15 protein-coding genes are annotated in these 16,731 nt (G+C 37.9%); 2 read left to right on the top strand and 13 right to left on the bottom strand.

Features of this window, described 5'->3' with window-relative positions:
* Nucleotides 1–96: 96 nt before the first annotated feature.
* The 6 genes from mfd to MKL38_RS02405 form a co-directional block, all read right to left on the bottom strand.
* The gene (gene mfd, locus MKL38_RS02430; protein WP_270902380.1) at nt 97–3,558 is read right to left on the bottom strand and encodes a transcription-repair coupling factor; all 3,462 of its coding nucleotides are present in this window, start codon (nt 3,556–3,558) and stop codon (nt 97–99) included.
* 134 nt (nt 3,559–3,692) lie between these two features.
* Entirely contained in the window at nt 3,693–4,049 is a 357-nt protein-coding gene (locus MKL38_RS02425) for a hypothetical protein (RefSeq protein WP_045432652.1), read from the bottom strand.
* Nucleotides 4,050–4,131: 82 nt separating this feature from the next.
* Complete coding sequence (locus MKL38_RS02420; protein ID WP_270902379.1) at nt 4,132–5,064, bottom strand: Dyp-type peroxidase; 933 nt, start codon at nt 5,062–5,064, stop codon at nt 4,132–4,134.
* Nucleotides 5,065–5,197: 133 nt separating this feature from the next.
* On the bottom strand, nt 5,198–5,980 hold the full coding sequence (locus MKL38_RS02415; protein ID WP_270902378.1) for a glutathione S-transferase N-terminal domain-containing protein: 783 nt from the start codon (nt 5,978–5,980) through the stop codon (nt 5,198–5,200).
* Between the two features lie 21 nt (nt 5,981–6,001).
* Nucleotides 6,002–6,508, bottom strand: coding sequence for a ribonuclease E activity regulator RraA (gene rraA, locus MKL38_RS02410; RefSeq protein WP_270902377.1), 507 nt, complete (start codon nt 6,506–6,508; stop codon nt 6,002–6,004).
* Nucleotides 6,509–6,520: 12 nt separating this feature from the next.
* A complete protein-coding gene (locus MKL38_RS02405; RefSeq protein ID WP_151744043.1) occupies nt 6,521–7,186 on the bottom strand; it encodes an NAD(P)H-binding protein in 666 nt (221 codons plus the stop codon).
* A 212-nt stretch (nt 7,187–7,398) separates the two neighbouring features.
* On the opposite strand from MKL38_RS02405, the gene rpsT reads away from it, so the two are divergent.
* Entirely contained in the window at nt 7,399–7,665 is a 267-nt protein-coding gene (gene rpsT / locus MKL38_RS02400) for a 30S ribosomal protein S20 (RefSeq protein WP_003651535.1), read from the top strand.
* A 57-nt stretch (nt 7,666–7,722) separates the two neighbouring features.
* Here rpsT and MKL38_RS02395 read toward each other — a convergent pair whose 3' ends face one another.
* Both MKL38_RS02395 and MKL38_RS02390 read right to left on the bottom strand, forming a co-directional pair.
* Nucleotides 7,723–8,457 carry a histidine phosphatase family protein gene (locus MKL38_RS02395; RefSeq protein WP_004642661.1) on the bottom strand — a complete coding sequence of 245 codons (735 nt, stop codon included), beginning with the start codon at nt 8,455–8,457 and terminating at the stop codon, nt 7,723–7,725.
* Nucleotides 8,458–8,514: 57 nt separating this feature from the next.
* Nucleotides 8,515–9,372, bottom strand: coding sequence for a 3'(2'),5'-bisphosphate nucleotidase CysQ family protein (locus MKL38_RS02390; RefSeq protein WP_005041033.1), 858 nt, complete (start codon nt 9,370–9,372; stop codon nt 8,515–8,517).
* 297 nt (nt 9,373–9,669) lie between these two features.
* On the opposite strand from MKL38_RS02390, the gene MKL38_RS02385 reads away from it, so the two are divergent.
* Entirely contained in the window at nt 9,670–10,038 is a 369-nt protein-coding gene (locus tag MKL38_RS02385) for a hypothetical protein (protein ID WP_127491629.1), read from the top strand.
* 59 nt (nt 10,039–10,097) lie between these two features.
* Here MKL38_RS02385 and MKL38_RS02380 read toward each other — a convergent pair whose 3' ends face one another.
* The 5 genes from MKL38_RS02380 to MKL38_RS02360 all read right to left on the bottom strand — a co-directional run bounded on the left by MKL38_RS02380 (nt 10,098) and on the right by MKL38_RS02360 (nt 16,723).
* Entirely contained in the window at nt 10,098–10,757 is a 660-nt protein-coding gene (locus MKL38_RS02380; RefSeq protein ID WP_270902376.1) for an SOS response-associated peptidase family protein, read from the bottom strand.
* 105 nt (nt 10,758–10,862) lie between these two features.
* Entirely contained in the window at nt 10,863–12,596 is a 1,734-nt protein-coding gene (locus MKL38_RS02375) for an ABC transporter ATP-binding protein (protein ID WP_270902375.1), read from the bottom strand.
* 13 nt (nt 12,597–12,609) lie between these two features.
* The gene (locus MKL38_RS02370; RefSeq protein ID WP_270902374.1) at nt 12,610–13,752 is read right to left on the bottom strand and encodes an ABC transporter permease; all 1,143 of its coding nucleotides are present in this window, start codon (nt 13,750–13,752) and stop codon (nt 12,610–12,612) included.
* Nucleotides 13,753–13,759: 7 nt separating this feature from the next.
* Nucleotides 13,760–14,698 carry an ABC transporter permease gene (locus tag MKL38_RS02365; protein WP_003651522.1) on the bottom strand — a complete coding sequence of 313 codons (939 nt, stop codon included), beginning with the start codon at nt 14,696–14,698 and terminating at the stop codon, nt 13,760–13,762.
* 12 nt (nt 14,699–14,710) lie between these two features.
* Nucleotides 14,711–16,723: a M3 family metallopeptidase gene (locus tag MKL38_RS02360; protein WP_270902581.1), complete on the bottom strand. Its 2,013-nt coding sequence runs from the start codon at nt 16,721–16,723 to the stop codon at nt 14,711–14,713.
* Nucleotides 16,724–16,731: the final 8 nt, after the last annotated feature.

Here is a 16,731-nt window from a genome sequence, read left to right as displayed (position 1 = left end):
CACTTATTCACCACTGGATCCGATAAATCATGCATAAAACCATGCTATCAACTTACATAAAATTCACATGCAGTAAAAAATGCTTCAAAACATCATTTATACATGTATTTCAGTTAATAATTTCGCTAACAAATCATTAATGAACTGGATACGTTTTTCATGTTCTTCAAGCTGAACCATAACCTTCAAACGCTGCCCACCATCCATGCGATAATAGGTCGGATTTTTTTGCATTAACTGAATAATACTGATGGCTTGAACTGGAGTATCCGGTGAAAACTCAATATTACCGCCTTGTGTATTGATATCAATTTTGGTAATACCCAACTGCTCTGCTTTCAATCTAATTTGATGAACACTAAATAAGTGTTTTACAGATTGTGGTGGAACACCAAAACGGTCAATTAACTCCATACGGATATTGTCGAGTTTTTCTTGAGTATCTGTATTACTAATACGCTTATAAAACAACAAACGCTGATGAACATCGCCTAAATACTCATCTGGAATAAGCGCTGGAATATGTAAATTAATTTCTGCAGTTAATGACAAAGGTGCATCGAAATTCGGGGTTTTGCCTTGCTGAATTGCCTTAGTGGCTTTCTCAAGCATTTCCATATACAGACTATATCCAATTGCCTGCATTGAACCACTTTGTTGCTCACCTAAAAGCTCACCCGCACCGCGAATTTCTAAATCTTCTGTAGCTAGCATAAAACCAGCACCTAAAGTTGAAGCACGCTGGATTGCATCTAAACGCTTCTCTGCATCACCTTTTAAATGTTTTATAGAAGGAACCAGTAAATAAGCATAAGCTTGGTGGTGTGAGCGCCCCACACGGCCACGTAATTGATGTAATTGAGCTAAACCAAGTTTGTCAGCCCTTTCTATCAAAATTGTGTTGGCATTTGGAACATCAATTCCGGTTTCAATAATGGTTGAGCATACCAATACATTAAATTCTTTGTGATAAAACTGCTGCATGACTTGTTCGAGTTCTCTTTCTCTCATTTGGCCATGAGCTACTGCCACACGAGCTTCAGGCACAAGAACACGGATGTTTTCAGCAGCTCGTTCAATCGTATCGACTTCATTATGTAAGAAGTATACTTGGCCACCACGTAGTAATTCACGCAAGATGGCTTCTTTAATAGAAGCTTCCGTATGTTCTTGTACAAATGTTTTAACTGCTAAACGACGGGCTGGTGGTGTAGCAATGATAGATAGATCACGCATTCCCGAAAAAGCCATATTTAAAGTTCGTGGAATTGGTGTTGCGGTAAGCGTCAACATATCTACATCTGCACGCAATGCTTTGATACGCTCTTTATCACGCACACCAAATCGATGTTCTTCATCGACTACCATTAGGCCCAAGTCTTTAAATTGCACATTTTCTTGTAAAAGTTTATGTGTTCCAACCACAATATCTACTTTACCAGCAATTAAATCTTCAATATTTTTTGTATGGGCTTTATTTGAGCCAAAGCGTGACAACACTTCTATACGCACAGGCCAATCAGCAAAACGATCTTTAAAAGATTCATAATGTTGTTGTGCAAGTAAAGTTGTAGGTACCAAAACAGCAACTTGTTTACCGTTTTGTACAGCAACAAACGCGGCTCGCATTGCTACTTCAGTTTTACCGAAACCAACATCACCACAAACAAGTCGATCCATAGGTCTAGCTTGTTGCATATCGTGAAGCGTGGCTTCAATAGCATTCGCCTGATCGAGTGTTTCTTCGTAAGCAAATCCACTGGCAAATTGCATATAAAGCGATTGATCGAGTTCAAAACCAAAACCAGGTTTTGACTGACGACGTGCTTGGATATGTAACAATTCAGCTGCAACATCATGAATTTGTTCTAAAGCTTTGCGTTTAGCTTTACTCCATGCATCACTTCCAATTTTATGCAGTGGAGCTAAATCTGGGTCTCCACCACTATAACGACTAATAAGATGCAAATTAGTTACAGGGACATAAACTTTTGCGCCTTCAGCATAATTTAGTTGCAAGAATTCATAATCTTGCCCTTCAATTGCTAAAGTAACTAATCCTGCATAACGCCCCACACCATGATCAATATGGACAACAGGGGCATCAATACTTAATTCAGTCAAACTGCGAATTAAGAACTCTTCTGAAACTTCTTGCTGACGTTTACGACGACGCTGAACTACCCGATGTTCATATAACTGATTTTCTGAAATAACCGACAATTGGTCTGTTAAAAGTAAACCACGGTCTAGCGGTGCATTTGTAATAGCAATCGCAAACTGACTAGTCTGAAATTGCTCAAAACTGTCTACGCCTGGGATATCTCCTAAACTGGCACGTAAACCATCTCTTAAGCTTTCACGTCGGCCTGCACTTTCTGCAACCAACAAGACTGGATGATTTGCTTCATCAATATATTTTTTGACTACCGAGAATGGTTTTTCTTTTTTTGGATCAACTGGTAACTTGGGTGGCTGTTCTACCTTAAGATTTAACGCGCCAGCTTTTTCTTCAACTATTTCTGCGCTCACCAACATACGCGGAAATTGATTTAAAGCACTGAGCAAATGATTTGGAGCAATAAATAATTCTTCAGGAGGAAGAATTGGCTGATCTACGTTATGACGTCTGTCTTCATAACGACGAAAAACTTCTTTCCAAAAATTAGTTAAATCAGTATCTACATCATTAGTTGTAATTACAATGCAATTCTTTGGGAAGTACGTTGCAAGTGTACTTTGCGATTGCATTTGTGCTTTATCAAAAAACAATGGCAAATAAAATTCAATTCCTGGTGAAGCAATTCCCTCTAGGACATCTTGATAAATCGGGTTTTTCTTAGGATTAGCCGTAGGGAAAAGTTCAGAATACCGATCTCTAAAAATTGAACGGGCTTCTTTTAGTGGAAATTCTTTTGCTGGTAAAACTGTAAAACTTTTTAAAGGCTTCGTTGTTCTTTGCGTTTCTGGATCAAAGAATTTTAATGTATCAATTTCATCATCAAACAGATCAATACGAATAGGCGCTTCTTGCCCTGACGCAAAAATATCCATAATACTGCCACGTACAGCAAACTCACCATGATCATAAACAGTGTCTACCAAATGATAACCGGCTTGTACTAAACGTAACTTTTGCTGTTCTAAATCGAATTTCTGTCCAACATGAATATCAAAGTGTTCACCCAAAACCCATGAATACGGTGCAACTCTTTGAGCTAAAGTACTTGCTGAAATGAGCAATACACCCTTCTGAGGCATATTAGATAAAATTGCAAGACGTTCTGAAACAATATCTTGATGAGGTGATAAACGATCATAAGGCAAGATTTCCCAATCAGGGAAAATTGTCGGTTTTATGCCATAAAACTCAAGTTCACTTTCTAATTGAGCAACATGTTGGTTATTTCGAGCTACCACAACAAGTAAAGAAGAATGCTGAACAGCAATTTCTTTAAATAATAATGCAGCAGATGAACCTAATAACGACCCCACCCAACGCTTTTCACCGGCTTTGAGCTGTTGTAAATTCAATTGAGAGATTTCTTGTTGAAACATGTATATGGCTTTTATCAGCTAAGAAGATATGAGCCTAATAGTAGCATGATGTTTTTAGTGAAATGAGTTATTTTTTTGAAAATCAAACTACTAGTTAGCTCTACTTTTTATATTTTTTAATCAATCAACTATGATTATTTATCACGCAAAAACAAAACGTAATATTGATTTAATATTTGTATAATCGCTTTAAGCTGAAGTAGCTTTTCTTGTGTATTTCCCAATCTTTCTACATAACGTTGGGTTGCTATTTCCAGATCAATCTTTTCATTAATTTGTGGAGTAATTAGGAATAATTTCTGAAGATTATCAAAATTTTGCAATTTACGGTTTGAGAAATACTCAAGATGTTCTGACCATTTCTCATTAATCAGCACATCCTTGATTATAGGACCGCGTTCAGAATCAAATTTTAATAGATTCTCTCGCAAGTAAATTTGTTCTGGTGTTTCTTTTGAGCCTTGAAAAAGCTGCGTTATCTTCTTAAACATTTCATCACATCATATTAATTTTCAATTCAAGCAATGGAAGTAATCTAGTTACTTCCATCATTTAAGCCTTTTAGTTTAACGACTAGTCATCACCTAAATCATCAAGAAAATCGACCGTTGGTACAAAAAATAAAGTTCCTGTTTGAGCAGTACTAAAGTCAAGCAACCGATCAAGATTGTCCTGCTCGTTCCCCAAGAACATGTTTTCAAGCATTTGTCGGGTTGTACTAAATTTACGCGAGTAACCAATAAAGAAAGTACCATATTCATTTTTTGAAGGATTTGAGAAAGGCATATTAGCTCGCATAATTTTAAGCTCATTACCTTCTGCATCATGCGCTTTACTTACTACATTATGGGCAGTTAGTGGCTTTTCGTCATCACCGAGTTCAACATCATTAAACTTTTTGCGCCCAATCACTTTTTCTTGCTCTTCATCACTCAATCCACGCCATTTTTCCATGTCGTGTGTATATTTCTGGATAAAAGCATAACTTCCACCGATAAAGTCAGGATCTTCATTGCCCACTAATGCCCATTGCGCTGCAATAACTGGTTCTGGATTCTCTGTTCCATCTACGAAACCAATAATTGCCCGTCCATCAAAATAACGGAAACCATGCACTTCATCAATTGGATAAGTCACTTTACCAAGTTGTTGATTGATTATATTACCCAGCTCATAACATAAAGCCTGACGATCAGCACGAATATGAAAAAATAGATCACCAGCTGTTGAAACAGCCGTGTATTTCGGCCCTTTAATTTCTTTAAATGTTTCTAATTCTTGAGGTTTCTTTTGCTCTGGAAATAAGATATCCCATGCATTGGAGCTAAAACCTAGCGTGGCATTAAACTTACTATCTGGATAACGATTAGTTAGACTTCTAGTTAATGCTGAAAAATTACTAGCAAAATCTTTTACTTTTTCTATTACAGAATCACCTTGAGCTAGCCCCAATACGATAAATAGTGCATTTTCACCAGGACTGCTCGTTACAGGTTGAATTCTCATACATTCCATAAAATATGCCTTATTTGGGTATTTAACCTCTTTAATTTAGCATATTCATGTTCTTATGAAATCTGATCTTTCTAAGAGTTTAAGTAAATTGACTTAAACTCTTACTAAAGCCTATCTTAATTAATCAACGACCATATTGCTTCTTTAAATATTTTACGATTTGAGCAGACTCAAACATCTTCACTCCCGTATTTGGGTCTACCAAATAAGGTACCTGCATTTTACCTTGCATAACAGGCAATATTTTTTCTCGTTTTCCACCTTTTAGAGGCACATATTTACCCGGTTTTAAGCGAAAAATAGCTGGGCCTTGATCTTGCCATCTTTCTTTTGCAACATTATGCAGAATATAAGGAAGCTCCAACTCACAGAGTAGACTTCTTACAACTCGTGAATAAGGACTTGCCTCAAAACTCCATAACTCAAGCTTTTGTTCAGGCACAGCTCTATTAATGATTTTTTTATTTATCCAAACTCCCCGAGCACCATTTAATATGGTCCCAGCAAATGCAGCATAAGGGACGTTAGGGTAACTCGAAAATTTCTGAGGCGTCTTCCCAGTCTTACCGTAGTGTTTAAATAAATGATGAATAATTTCTTGTGACTCATATAAGTAGTCACCTGTATTTTCATCTACAAAAAAAGGAAACCGTAATTTGCCACCTTTTTCTTTTACGACCGAACGATGTTTTGTCCCACCTTTAGGACATGGATAAATTTCTACATCCAGATTTAAAAGTGTAAGGACTTCACGGACACGACGGCAAAATGGTGAACCTTCAAATTCATATAACTTCAAGGCTTTTACAGGTTGCTGAGGAAATGCGGTACCTGTTACACCCCGACCACCTTCAGCAATTGCAGAGACAACTGCCTGTAATACTTTAATTTGATGATTCACCATCATGCGATCCTTTATAAACTGTGATTACACTAATTTTTCTTTTGAAATCACAATTCCATTATTATCAGCATATATATAATCGCCTGATTGAATTGTGACACCACCAAAATACAAAGTGGTATCTACTTCGCCAATGCCTTTACGATTACTTTTTTGGGGAATTGCTGCCAATGCATGTATACCTAGATCAAGGGTAGCAATAGCATCGACATCGCGTACACAGCCATAGATTACGACACCATTCCAGTTATTTTTAACTGCCGATTCTGCAATCAGATCACCCATAAGCGCACAACGCATAGATGCACCACCATCTACAACGAGTACCTTATCTTTACCATCTGTTGCCAATAACTCTTTTACACGCGAGTTATCTTCAAAACACTTTACTGTTACAACCTGCCCCCCAAAAGTTTTACGCGCCCCATAACTTTGAAAGAACTTTCCATCCATTGAGGGAATTACAACTTGTAAGTCTTTTTCAGGGTTATCATCTAATAAATCACATGTTACAAACGGTACTGTCGACACTTCTATTCTCCCTTATCGAGTTTTCTGTATGCTCAGATTATCATATCGTTTGAATGCTTCAATTTGCGTTAGCGCCGCTACGACCATGGTATGAGCCAATTGCTCCGCCGTCACAGGTTTATATTTGAATGGTTTTTGCCATTTATTCTCAATAAATTTAAATAGACTTTGCCCCAAATCCTCTATAAGCCGTACATCACTGCGCTTACCAATCAGTAAAGAGGGTCTAAAAATAGATAATTTTTCAATTCCCAAACTCTCAATATAATCTTCTAACTGTCCTTTCACTTTATTGTAGAAAATTGGTGAGTTTGCATTTGCACCAAGGGCACTCACTAATAAAAGATGAATATGTTTATCTTGCACCAAATCTGCCAAATGGGCATTGATTTCATAATCTACCGCGTAGAAGCCTTGCTTTGAACCCGCATTTTTTAATGTTGTTCCCAGACAGCTAAATGCATGGGTATGACCATTCACATCTTCATCATTCAACATTAAGAAATCTTCTATGATGAGCTGGTTAACTTTGTCATATGTATTAAATACTTGAGATTCTTTTCTAACCACCAGCGTAATGGCTTCAAATTCTGGAGCCTGCTGGAGCTTTTCAACAAGTGCTAATCCGACCAACCCTGTTGCGCCGAGCACAATCGCTTTTTTCTTACTTGCTGTCATTTTTTATCCATCCCTCTTTAACTTTGTTTTAAATTTAACCTTTTCTTACCGTTTTAACAGCCCCTAAAACAGCTTAAAACGTTCTCAAGGCTTGACTTCACGGTGTCTATTCATCACAATATGGCACTTGTTTACGGGCTGGTGATGGTTGCACCAGTTTACTGGATTGACCACAGCCCGCCCAGACCAACTTATTTTCAAGGAGTGCAAGAGTGGCAAACTCTGCTCAAGCTAAAAAACGTGCGCGTCAAAACGTTACTGCACGTAAACACAACGCAAGCTTGCGTTCTATGGTTCGTACATACATCAAACGTACTTTAAGTGCAATTGCTGGTGGTGATCATGCTGTTGCTACAGAAGCTTACCAAAAAGCTGTTCCTGTAATCGACCGTATGGCTGATAAAGGCATCATCCACAAAAATAAAGCTGCTCGTCATAAGAGCCGTTTAAATGCTCAAGTTAAAGCGTTAGCTAACTAATTAAAGCATGTAAAAAAAGCCCAATAGGGCTTTTTTTATTATCTATCATTTTTGAGCTTATAGCGTTTTTCCAAATTTGGCTACATTTAGCTCATAGGCCTTACCTCTCCAAATCCATTTTAATTTGCAATTTGGAAATTCTTCGCCTTCAAACCATACAAATAGGCCTTCCATCATTTCAGGCCAATCTTCTTTCTTAATTTCATTTTCACCAGAAATTACAGCAACAATTGCAGCAATAATAGTGTCATGGCTGACAGCTAAACTAAGCCCGCCTTGAGTTTTAGGATGCGTATGATAAATAAGCTCTAGTACATCTAAAACACCAGTAATTGGGTGTTTCATACCAGGTAATGCATTATTTACAAAACTATTAATAAAACCCAAAGCACCTTGCTTTTTAAAATAAGGGGCAGCTTGTTGTATGTCTAATACAAAGCTACCAGGTTCAACCAGTAGTCCTTGCTCAATAATTTCAATCGTATGGGTATTAAATTCAGGGCTTACGGCATCCGCCCCTTCGATCATAAGTGCAGCCGTATCAACACAACGTTGTATTGGACTTGAAATACAATGCTGAATAACACGATCTGTATTTTTAATTAAATAATTACCCCATGCCTGCGCAAGCTCACGCCCTTGAGGAGTGAGTTGGAGATCATATCCAGCTAAGCCCTGTCCATCCACAAGTTCTCTTAGAGAATGACGCGTAAATAAGGTTACAGGAGTTGAAGCATCGGGCAATAAATCAATTGCTTCAAACATACTTTTAGGCAATAAATCGAGTGCCATTTTTATCTTGTCATCTTTTTTCAATACTTTGCCACTATAACATGTCTGGCATAACTCTCAATCAATAACACCTGCTTGGGCCAATGCTTCAAATGCTATTTTTTTGCTTTCCTGATCACGAAATGCGATAAAGCCCTTATTTAAAACCGTGTGTCTCTGATTATATTCAAAAGGTTTTCCATCAAGGGTAAGTAAGCCACCCCCTATACTCTCTAACAAACCTTGACCAGAACTTGTGTCCCATTCAGAAGTTGGATGAAATCGCGGGTAAATATCTATTTCACCTTCCAACATCATGCAGAATTTGTAGGCACTTCCTGCTTCTCGTCGAATAATGCTATGTTTTTCTTCAATAGGTTGAATAAATTTTTGATATTTCGGGTTTTTACTGCCATGACTAAGTCCTATTTGAATAGGCTCATCTGGTGAAAACGAAGTTATTTGATATTGATACCACTGTTTTTGAGTGAAACTATATTTAAAAGGTAAATCTTGCAGATATCCCAAGTACACGACTTGTTCACATGGCACAGCAATAACTGAAAAGATCGTTTCTTTACCCTTAATCAAACTTAGGTTGATCGTAAACTCATCACGCTCATGTATGAATTCTTTAGTTCCATCAAGAGGATCTAACATCCAGCATGTGGACCACTCATGCCGAGCACTATAATCACTTTCTTCAGACAAAACCGGCAAGTCTGGCGTAATCTCTGCCAAGTGCTTTAATAAGAAAAGGTTCACTTTTAAATCTGCTTGAGTTACAGGTGAATCATCTTGTTTTTCGTGAATAGTAAACTCATAACCCGCAGAATAATTTTGATATTCTTGTAATAAAATCTGGCTCGCTTGTTCCAAAACTGGAAGAAGCTGATTAATCAAAGTATCTTGTGGGCGCGTAGTTGTTATAAACATAAATATGCTCTACATAGTTTCATTTCTATTATAGGTGAATTATGAACGATTCAGTATTCGCCAACAGTTTGATTTACTAAAATAGTCATTTATCTTGATCATTAGGTAAGCGCTGCTTTCTGTGCATGCTATATAGCTAATATGAATAATTATAGTGTTTAAAAAAGCCTTTATTTTGTACAAAAAACAATCTATAAGTTATGAAAAATAAACAACTTAAATCAGATTTATCCATTTCCTTTTCATATATTTCTTGTTATGTTCAATCACACAATAACAAGATGGAAGAAAGCGCACATGATGCTATATGGATATCATTTCTCGACAATAGAACATAACTGGGAAGAACTCACGCCCTTAAATGAGTTCCTACAAACATTTGCAGATGATGATGGTGATGTTTCAACAAGAGATAAAGAGTCTCTCAAAGAAATCATTGCGAAATCAGATACGGCTTTAGCTTTAGCAAGAGAAATGGGTTGGGACGGTAGTTACACAGGATGTCCTTATCTATTCTGGTTACCAAGTAAAAATAGCCAGTCTTTTGAATATGGCTTTGTATTTAAACAGACATCAGACAATACCACTTTTGTTATTTCGCCAATTGAGTTGAGCTATCTAGCTCAAGATTCAGAAGTGCAAACATTAAGTAAAACTATTGAATAAGCAATATAGGTTATTGATTCAGATTTGATATCAATAACCTCATCTTGATTTTATTTATGTTAGTCAAACATGCTTAACTGTGGTGTAGGTTTGATAATTTTTTCTTTTGGTACATGTGAGCATTCAAACTCTTCAACTGGAAAACCTTCGATAAAGCTTGAAATATCAGGTGATTCCAAACTCAACCACTCTTCTAATCGATCATGTGGGATCACAATAACTGATCTTTTGACATCTCCAGGCTCGTGAAAATCTTTCATCATAGGATGATCTATAGCATCCATGGTCAACATACTTGCAGAACGAATAATCATTTCATTTATTTTGCAAATTTCATAGATTGCTGCAATAAAAAAAGCCTGTCCATCTTTACGGCGTACACCCCACCGCTCAGGTTTATCATTTATATATTTACTTTCATAGAATTCAGTCACCGGAATCACTCCGAACTTACATTTAAGTGCAGCTTCTTGAAAACTCGGTTTTTGGAAAATCGTTTCATGACGGGCATTGTAAGTATGTTTTGCTATGTTTGTATCTTCAGCCCATTTTGGAACTAAACCAAACATGACTTCACGCCACTCAAGACCTTGTGGTGATTTAAATAATAGCGGCATTGTTCCCGCAGGATAAACCTCATCGGCATAGCTAAAGCCGACCACAGGCAACTGGAGTTGCTGCAATTGGGCAAGAGTTAAAGGCTTAAAGTTGGCACACATAGCAAGACTAAACTACTGTATTTTACTCTCTTATTTTATAAGCATTTACGCGATAAACCAAATAAAAAGGCACTTGAAAGTGCCTTTAACGACATAACTTTACGCTTATGAAACGTGGTGAATCCCTTGAGGAATGGCTTGTAATAGTCGTTTGGTATAATCATGTTGAGGATGTGCATAAAGCTCATCCGAATTGGCAATTTCAACAACTTCACCATGATTCATGACCATGACCTGATCAGATATATATTTCACAACCGATAAGTCATGTGAAATAAAGATATAACTGAGCCCAAACTCATCTTGTAAGTCTTGTAATAAGTTGAGGACCTGTGCTTGTACCGAAACATCTAGCGCCGAAACAGATTCATCACAAATCAAAATTTCAGGTTTTAGGGTTAAACAGCGTGCAATCGCAATACGCTGACGTTGTCCACCCGAAAACTCATGTGGATAACGATAGTAAGCTTGCTCAGGTAAATTCACTCGCTCAAGTAATCCAAGCGCAATTTGTTTACGCTCCGCATCATCTTTACCAATACCATGAATTTGCATAGGCTCTAATAATATCTGCCCAATGGTAAAACGTGGATTAAGAGAAGCATATGGATTTTGAAAGATAATCTGGATTTTCCGTTGATATTTAGCAAACTGTTTTTCAGTTAATGAAAGAATATCTTTTCCTTCAATGAAAGCTTGCCCACCTGAAGCTTCATGTAACCGCATAAGCAATAGGCCTACAGTCGTTTTACCTGAACCAGATTCGCCGACTAAACCTAAAGTTTTTCCTTTAGCAAGTTTAAAAGAAACTCCTTTTACGGCTTGAAACTCTTCTTTGCCAAATAATCCTTTACGACTATAAAAGCTTTTTTTCAGATCTTTTACTTCTAAAATAATTTGCTCATCGCCATTTAAGCCACGTTTGCGCTGCGGAATTTCCGAAGCATCAAAACTTTTCTCAACCAAGATATTATCTTCTTGGCACATAAAATCACTGGTCACAGGCAATCGATAAGGACGCTGTGATATTTGTGGACGACAGTAAAGTAATGCTCGGGTATATACATCTTTAGGCTGTTCCAGAACCTGCTCAGCAGCGCCTTGCTCTCTAATTTCACCATGACGCATCACAATGACTTTATCTGCAATTTCACCGACCAGTGCCAAATCGTGGGTAATAAAAAGCATCGACATTTGACGGCGCTTACGCAACGATTCGAGTAAATCAATAATCTGCTTTTGAATGGTGACATCAAGTGCAGTGGTTGGTTCATCGGCAATCAGTAGTTTAGGTTCACAAGCAATCGCCATTGCAATCATGACACGTTGCTGTTGACCACCTGAAAGTTGATTTGGATAGGCATTAATTTTAGTTTCAGGTGAAGGAATGCCTACTTCTTTAAGTAATTCTAAAACGCGTTGTCGGGCCTGTTTACGGTTCAACCCCATATGCAAACACAACACTTCTGCAATTTGATTACCAACTGTAAAAACTGGATTTAAAGATGACATTGGTTCCTGAAAAATCATGGCAATGTCTTTACCACAGATTTTCCGCATATCTTTACGAGATAAACTGAGTAGGTCTTTGCCTTCAAATATAATTTTACTTTGATCATCAATTTTACTTTGGCCTACAGGTAGTAAACCCATTGTTGCCAAAGAAGTTACCGATTTACCACTACCTGATTCACCGACTAAAGCAACCGTAGTATTTGCTGGAATATCAAAAGAAATTCCTTTTACGGTTTCAATATATTGCTTATCTTCACCTTTAAAACTTACACGTAAATTTTTAACATGAAGCAACGGCGCATTCTTATATTCTTGTTCTATCATTTGGACCTTCCTCTTATTTTAGCTTTGGGTCTAATGCATCACGAAGTGCATCAGTAAACATTGAGAATGCCGTAACCAGAACAGCCATTGCGACAGAGGCTGCGACTAACTGCCACCATTTACCTAAAAGAAGTTCACTTTGTGCTTCATTTAACATGCTCCCCCAAGACACCACACCGACTGGTACACCAAAACCCAAGAAACTCAAAATGACTTCCGATTTAATAAAAGAAACCACCAAAATTGACATTTGGACTAAAGCGATATGGCTGACATTAGGAAAAATATGAATAAACATACGGCGGAAATGTCCAACGCCAATTGCTTTAGCTGCAAGAACGTATTCACGTGCAGTATGTTTCATATATTCAGCACGAATTAAGCGATAAACGCCTGTCCAACCCGTTAAACCTAAAATCAGAACAATAGATAAAATGCCTTTTTGTTGAAGCACGGCAGCAATAGCAAGCACTAATAATAAATATGGAATTGAGGTGAAAATATTGTAAAACCAGTTGAGAATATCATCCACCCAACCGCCAAAATATCCTGAAATTGCACCTAAAAGTGTACCAATGCCTACCGCAAGTAAAGCAGATATCACCCCAACAATAATTGATGTTTCAGCCCCTTTAATTGTTTTCTTTAAAACGTCTTGTCCCCACTTATCAGCACCAAACACAAGTGTGCTTTTAAGCTCGGCTTGCTGGTCTAATAAATGTCCGCCAAGTTGCTGATCGATCGCTTTCATATCATCGGCTAATGGGTCAACTACACCATAGTAATCAATCGCGTCCCCTGAACTCTTGCTTTGTTTAATCTGCGCATTCAGTTCTTTTATGACATCTTTTAATGGATCGACTGGATTTATCGGTAATTCCTCGTCAACCGCCGCTGCATTTTGTCCAGCATCTGTTGTCTTATCTGCGCCTATAAATGTGGGTGGTGCATAGCTCACTGCAACTTCTTTATTCCAGTCAGATGCAATCACACCCGTCATTGATAGGACCAAGATAATAAAATAAAGCAATACAATCGCTAGTGATGACATCGCGATTTTGTCAGCCCGAAGACGTCGCATGGCAAGTTTCCACAGGCCAGATGAATGAGCTTCGGCTTTTGTTTGTTGTTTTCTTTTTGATAAAACGCTCAGCATAGCCCACCTACTTCAACTGTACACGTGGATCAACCACTTTGTAGACCAAATCGGCAATCAGGTTAAAAATCATGGTTGCAGCTGCGATGTATACTGTAATTGCCTTAATAACAGGAAAATCACTTCGTTCAACTGCAATAATGACCTCTCGACCAATACCAGGAATACCAAAAAAACGTTCAATTAAAAATGCGCCTATGAGTAACGCCGGTAAAGTTGACATCACATCGGTAATAATCGGAATTGAAGCGTTACGCAGTACATGTACACCTAAAATTCGGCTTTCACCTACACCTTTAGCACGTGCTGTTCGAACATAGTCCTGATTAATTTCATCAAGCACAAAACTACGATATAAACGCAAGGTTGGTGCAATACTCACAACTAACATGATTAAAATTGGAAGTAAGGCAAATTTAAATAAATTCTCGGTAAAGGTGTCACTCCAGCCTTGTACGGGGAACCAACTTAACTGATAAGCTAAAACATATTGAAAAACAATAATGTAAACTAAAATACTAATTGACATAGCAATGGTACATAGCATCATGACCATACGATCGGTTAGAGAACCTCGTACCGCTGCAACAGCCAATGCCAAAATAATTGAAATAACGGTTTGTAAAATAGTGAGCGGAATTAAAAGCGTGAGCGATGGCCCTAATCGGGTTAAAATAATTTGGGAAACAGGTTCGCCAGTACTCCAACTCGCACCATAGTCAAAAGTCAGAATCTGCTTAATGAAAATCCAGAGTTGAACGTAATACGGCTGATCGACACCTAGCTGTTTACGAATGTTTTCGATCTGCTCAGGATTAGACATCTTGCCTGCTAAAATATAGGCAGGATCTCCACCGACCCAGTTAAAAAGAATAAAAATAAGTAAGACGACTCCCAACATGGTTGGAATCATCTGCCATAAACGCCGAATAACATATGCCAGCATAGTGATAATTCCTTATTTAACCCGTTGTCCGGTAATTTCATTAAAGAACGCTTTATTGTCAGGCTCACGACCAAGAAAATCTTTCACTAGCTCAGCAGCTGGCTTTTGGCTACCTTGCGATAAAATCGTTTGACGGTAACGTTGCCCTACTTGCGGATTATTGAGGTTATCGTCATAAGCAGAAAGCATGTCTAAAGCCAAAACTTCAGACCACATATAGCCGTAATAACCTGCTTGATACCCACCCATCAAATGCCCAAACTGACCTGGAAACTCTGTTGTTGGCACATAACCCAAGGCTGTAGCTGCTTCCATTTTTTGCCAAGTTTCCAAAGGTTTTACTTTTAAGGCATCAGCGCTATGAAGGGCCATATCGTACTGGGCATAGAGTGTCTGACGTGCATAACGCAAACCACGTCCATAGTTATGTACCGCTTTTAAACGGGCAATTAACTCATCATCAACACGTGGACATGCTGGATCACAATAATCGGCAACTTTAGATAAGGTTTCTTTACGGCGCGCCCACTCTTCATACATTTGCGAAGGTGCTTCTACAAAATCACGTTCTACGGATGTTCCTGACTGACTTGCATAACGTGTATTTGACAAAATGCCATGCAAGGCATGACCAAACTCATGAACAAAAGTTTCTAACTCATCACTATTTAAACCTTTGCGGTTAAAATTGGTGACCAAGGCTGAAACGGGTAATCTATTGGTTAAAGTGCTACCACCGTATACTCCCCAAACCGCGGCATGACCATATTTCCCTTCACGAGGGAATTTATCCATATATAGGCCGCCCAAAAGTTTTCCTGTCTTTTTATCAACTACATCGTAATATTCAACTTCATCCTGCCATGCTTTTACTTTGACAGGTTTAAAGTCAATACCGTAAAGGTCAGATGAAATAGCAAACAACCACTTTTGAGCAGCTAAAGTTGGGAAATAATCACGAAGTTTTTCCTGATCAATCTGATATTTACTCTTACGAAGTTTTTCGCTCCAGTAAGCTTCACTCCAACGTGTTATCTCGGTTTTATCTAATGGCGTTTTTAAGGTTTGCGCTTTAAATGCTCGGAGTTCTTCGACTTCTTTACGTTCAAGAGGTGCTACTGTTTTTTGTACGTCTGCCAAAAACTGATTTACAGCATCAGGGGTTTTAGCCATACGATCTTTTAAAACCCAATCCGCATAACTTGCTTTTCCAAACAGTTGTGCCAACTCATAACGCAAATCTACTGCCTGCTTGAGTAGTTTTAAATTTTGCTCAGTACCACGTCTTGTAAAAGCAATCTGATATCTTTTTCGGGCATCATCATTGTCTGCCAACTCCATAAATGGCCGATATTCTGGATATTCAAAACCAACTAAATAATTTCCTTTCGCATTCTGTTTCAAACCTGAAATATAACTTTCTGGTAAACCCTTCATCTCTTCAGGAGTAAACTCAAGTTTTTCAGGGTTATCACGAACGTTACGGGCATATTCTTGTTCTAATTTAGTCAATTCATCCAGAATAGCTTTCATTCTTGCGCGTTTTGTAGTTTCAAGTTGAACACCTGTATCTTCAAATTGGCTCAAAATATCTTGACGATATTTTTTATCAACTGGGTCCGTTGCTTGTGTATTTTTAATTAAGTTATATAGCTTGGGATTTTGAAACATATCAGTGTGAAATTGATTAATTTTGATTTCACAATCTTCGGCTGCCTTACGCAACTTTGCATCTGGGTCTACGTTACTATATAAACTTATCGGACCTGAAAAATCTTCAAAATGAGCAAAAATTTTATCCCATTTTGCCAAAATAGGTGCCGCTGCCGCGTTAGCATTAACAGGTGTTTTCTCAAAGTCTGTAATCTGTTGCTGAATTTTTTTTAAATTAGAATCACACCATGTTGGAAGCTGCTTTGCTTTAAGTAGTGGCAATGTACTACGAGTTGTTTCAGCTGAAGCATATTGGTTTATACCTATAGCCAACATACATAACGTTGTCATTTTTAGTGTTTTATTCTTCATCATATCTC

It is taken from the genome of Acinetobacter sp. AOR14_HL, from assembly GCF_027855175.1.
Lineage (GTDB): Bacteria > Pseudomonadota > Gammaproteobacteria > Pseudomonadales > Moraxellaceae > Acinetobacter > Acinetobacter calcoaceticus.
This window is presented reverse-complemented; position numbering and strand designations above follow the sequence as displayed.

What these genes read in the sequence shown, in the direction of transcription:
- MKL38_RS02370 (WP_270902374.1), bottom strand. Translation starts at nt 13,752, where the DNA reads ATGCTGAGCGTTTTATCAAAAAGAAAACAACAAACAAAAGCCGAAGCT.
- MKL38_RS02395 (WP_004642661.1), bottom strand. Translation starts at nt 8,457, where the DNA reads ATGGCACTCGATTTATTGCCTAAAAGTATGTTTGAAGCAATTGATTTA.
- MKL38_RS02390 (WP_005041033.1), bottom strand. Translation starts at nt 9,372, where the DNA reads ATGTTTATAACAACTACGCGCCCACAAGATACTTTGATTAATCAGCTT.
- MKL38_RS02405 (WP_151744043.1), bottom strand. Translation starts at nt 7,186, where the DNA reads ATGACAGCAAGTAAGAAAAAAGCGATTGTGCTCGGCGCAACAGGGTTG.
- MKL38_RS02420 (WP_270902379.1), bottom strand. Translation starts at nt 5,064, where the DNA reads ATGAGAATTCAACCTGTAACGAGCAGTCCTGGTGAAAATGCACTATTT.
- MKL38_RS02415 (WP_270902378.1), bottom strand. Translation starts at nt 5,980, where the DNA reads ATGATGGTGAATCATCAAATTAAAGTATTACAGGCAGTTGTCTCTGCA.
- MKL38_RS02365 (WP_003651522.1), bottom strand. Translation starts at nt 14,698, where the DNA reads ATGCTGGCATATGTTATTCGGCGTTTATGGCAGATGATTCCAACCATG.
- MKL38_RS02425 (WP_045432652.1), bottom strand. Translation starts at nt 4,049, where the DNA reads ATGTTTAAGAAGATAACGCAGCTTTTTCAAGGCTCAAAAGAAACACCA.
- MKL38_RS02380 (WP_270902376.1), bottom strand. Translation starts at nt 10,757, where the DNA reads ATGTGTGCCAACTTTAAGCCTTTAACTCTTGCCCAATTGCAGCAACTC.
- MKL38_RS02385 (WP_127491629.1), top strand. Translation starts at nt 9,670, where the DNA reads ATGATGCTATATGGATATCATTTCTCGACAATAGAACATAACTGGGAA.
- MKL38_RS02360 (WP_270902581.1), bottom strand. Translation starts at nt 16,723, where the DNA reads ATGAAGAATAAAACACTAAAAATGACAACGTTATGTATGTTGGCTATA.
- mfd (WP_270902380.1), bottom strand. Translation starts at nt 3,558, where the DNA reads ATGTTTCAACAAGAAATCTCTCAATTGAATTTACAACAGCTCAAAGCC.
- MKL38_RS02375 (WP_270902375.1), bottom strand. Translation starts at nt 12,596, where the DNA reads ATGATAGAACAAGAATATAAGAATGCGCCGTTGCTTCATGTTAAAAAT.